The organism is Thalassotalea litorea, from assembly GCF_005843925.1.
Classification (GTDB): Bacteria; Pseudomonadota; Gammaproteobacteria; order Enterobacterales; family Alteromonadaceae; genus Thalassotalea_A; species Thalassotalea_A litorea_A.
This window is the reverse complement of the sequence record NZ_VCBC01000033.1, coordinates 1-3,166: the sequence shown is the minus strand read 5'-3', so window position 1 is coordinate 3,166 and position 3,166 is coordinate 1. Positions and strand designations below refer to the sequence as shown.

At 36.2% G+C, this 3,166-nt stretch carries 3 protein-coding genes; all 3 read right to left on the bottom strand.

Annotated features, from left to right (window positions below; genetic code table 11):
• Window positions 1-208: 208 nt before the first annotated feature.
• Window positions 209-556: a hypothetical protein gene (locus FE810_RS16940; RefSeq protein ID WP_138321842.1), complete on the bottom strand. Its 348-nt coding sequence runs from the start codon at window positions 554-556 to the stop codon at window positions 209-211.
• Between the two features lie 29 nt (window positions 557-585).
• The gene (locus tag FE810_RS16935; RefSeq protein WP_138321840.1) at window positions 586-1,632 is read right to left on the bottom strand and encodes a tetratricopeptide repeat protein; all 1,047 of its coding nucleotides are present in this window, start codon (window positions 1,630-1,632) and stop codon (window positions 586-588) included.
• Window positions 1,633-2,018: 386 nt separating this feature from the next.
• Complete coding sequence (locus tag FE810_RS16930) at window positions 2,019-2,876, bottom strand: tetratricopeptide repeat protein (RefSeq protein ID WP_138321837.1); 858 nt, start codon at window positions 2,874-2,876, stop codon at window positions 2,019-2,021.
• Between the last annotated feature and the right edge of the window lie 290 nt (window positions 2,877-3,166).

Sequence of the window (3,166 nt, the reverse complement as noted above, 5' to 3'; positions counted from 1 at the left end):
TGTATGGACTCCGTCGTAAAGGTTTGGTCATTTTTACGTTACATCCCCGAGGGGAGGGAGTCCATACATCGTGACACTACAGAGAATCTATCGTCACAGCTTGAACGGCGGCTATGTGCCAATAGCCGCCTGTTAGCAATTGCTAATATACGCTGGTTTCGAGGTGTTATTGTCCCAGTGAGCGCCAGCGAACAACTAAAGTTGTTTGTTATATGCAAAATGAGGCGAATGTATTATTTCTTAATTTATTTGGCAATTCGCTCTTCAACTTTTCCAAGAAATTAAGCCCATCATCGCAATTAGTAACAATATTCACTTCCCCTTTTGCTTGGGGGTTCGAATATCCAGAAACATCTTCAATAGCTTTCCAGCTTATACTAATAAAAAAATTACCATTACTCATATCCCAACTAATGATATTTGTACCTGCGCTAGGTCGATCATGAGTTTTAAAATCATATTCCGTTTCTAAAAGCTGGGATAATGCAGGAACAAAACTTTTTGTAAATGCACCTAACGTAAGCAAGTGATAACCATTGCGAGTTGAAATTCTCACCAAACTTTCCTTTGCATATAACGCCGCATTCAGCGGCTTGTCCGCTGCAATGCTTTGTTAGCAGCTACTATTTCTACTTGTGGCTTGATAACTTCTTGATATCCCAACAGACCAAATGATACAGCATGTTCTGGTTCAAAAAGCATTGACTGATTATCCAAGAATGAGCCAACCAATTCTCTTTCACTATCATGATTAAATCTGTGAGCAGCTTCAGCTTTTGCTAGCGTACGAATATCTTCAAGCCAAGGGAAATCGTTGTTTGAAAGCTCAACGGAATTAATTTTATCCAATGCCTCTTGAAAGGTTTTCGATGAAAAAGATTCGAACAATGCAATTTTAAAATCATTATATGAAGTTGATCCATTATATTTTCTTATCCCATCTTGCCTAGAGTGTAAAAGCTCTATCATTTTTCTAAAGTCATTATCAAGAATTGCCGCAAGCTCTGTTTTCAAAAAATCAAAATCATAATCATGGCAGCAGCTACTCATGTCCGAGGTTACAGACTTAAGGGTTTCTTTATTATCAGATAAAATGCAATGTGCAGCTAAGTGAGACCAGGCAGTACCAAAAAATGGCAACCCGCGTACATATAAAAAGTGATCATCTAATATTTTTACTTCCTTATATATTTCGAAAAATCTATTTAAATACTTGATGCCTCTCTCATATTCTGAAAAAAGATAAGCATACCTACTCATCGCCAATGTAAATTCACGAGACACTTTGGGAAATAGACATTCATCGAACAAGGGAAAGGCTTTGTCGGGCAGTCCGAGAAATATATATTCTTGAGCTAAAGAAAATCTAATCTGACTACTTTCAGGGCAAGCATCAAGTCCCTCTTTGAACCTATCTGAGGCCAACTCATGCTCACCTCTTTGAAAAGCACATATTCCATATAAATGATGCCAAGACTCAGTCTCTTTCTCATTGAGAGGATCTTTTTTAATTTGTAAAAGGCCATCTTCAAGTTTATCGATTTGGCCTTTGTCTTGAAGGTCATTAGCCAACTTATCTACAATATTTCTATCGGGATCAATTGTTTTTTTTCTAAATGGATTCCAAATCACTCTCAACTTTCCTTGTAGCTACTGCCAATTTAATAGTGTGCAAGTTGCGTATTTTTCTGCACAAACCTTGCTCACTATTCTGATTACTCAGTTTTATCAAATTTACTAAGATTCTGCTAGGTATGAAAATAATAGATAGTTTGACGAGTGGTATAAGGGCTAAAATGCGAAATTGTTCAAACTCTTAGATACGTAGGAAAGCTCGAAGTTCAGAAGCTAAAAAAGAACAACTTTACAAAACATCAACGGCTGTAGTTCGCTCTAAGAAGACATTAACTTTTTCAATCTGTTAACGTCAAACTTACACTAGTAGCTGCGCCTAATAAGTTTCTGTATCGAACTAAAAAACCTAACTAACAATTTGAACTTTCAATATTATGTAAGGCTCAAAACTTGTCACTTATTACCTCTTTAGGATTTTTTAAATATGTTTGCGCATGATTTAGATATTCGAGTTCAATTTCTTGAACCTTGCTCCAATCGATCAACTCGGCATAACAAGATTGTGCGCTGCTATGGTCTCCGTATTGTTCATACGTGAAACAGAGCTGATATTTTACGTCGGCCGAATTAGCATCTTCGCGTAAATAATGATTAGCTAACTCAACTGCCTCTTCTTGAGAGTAGTGATCGGCTTTGAATTTAACGTAACCCTGGATTACTAAAGAATCATTACTGTTTTGAAGCGCAGACTTAAGTAACAAATCACCTTTGTTTCTCTGGTTAGTAGACGCTAGTGCATTGGCAAAATTTAAAGAAGCATATTTGTATCTAGGGTGGTTGCGAATTTCTTCACGACTATAATATTTATTAAATATTCCTATAGATTCTTCATATTCACCAATTTCCTCAAGAATCATACCGTAAGCTATCAAAAACCCTATATTTTCCAATTTTTTTCTTTTAGATAGTTGTGTAAACAATACTTCGACTTGAGAACCGCTTTTTATTATTTGTTCAACAAGCTTCTCTCGCTCAGCCGTATTCTCACGAGGTAATTTTTTCAATTTCTTTACTTCAACGGTCAAAGCAATATTCATAAAATATGGTATTAACTTGTCCGGATAATTCTTTAAAAATAATTCACTTGCTTTTAAAGCTTTAACGTAGCTCCCACTTTGAAGTAAATCATTTACTCTCGCATATTCGGCTATATATCGATCTTCATCAAAGCTAGACCTTTCGCATCCTAATAAACCAAAGCAAAAAATTGCAATAAACAATACCTTTTTAACGTCATTCATCTAGTCTAGAATCCCTAAATTCCCTAAGTCGAAAAGCCACCTTAAAGTGCGATCCATTTCATTAACAAATAAGCGGCTTTCACCTAATTAGTCCCTAATATTTATTCTTGATGAGTGAATCGTATTTAAGCAGTAAAAACCGAAGAACCTCGGACACCGAATTTTAACAAACTTACAAAAATGAGCATTAGAGCATCTGAGGTTGAACGGCTGCTTTTCGCTGTGAGTTCAAGCGGTGAGTGCAACGCTATCCTTATACTAACTTGAGGAGCGACTGCATGAAACAGAAA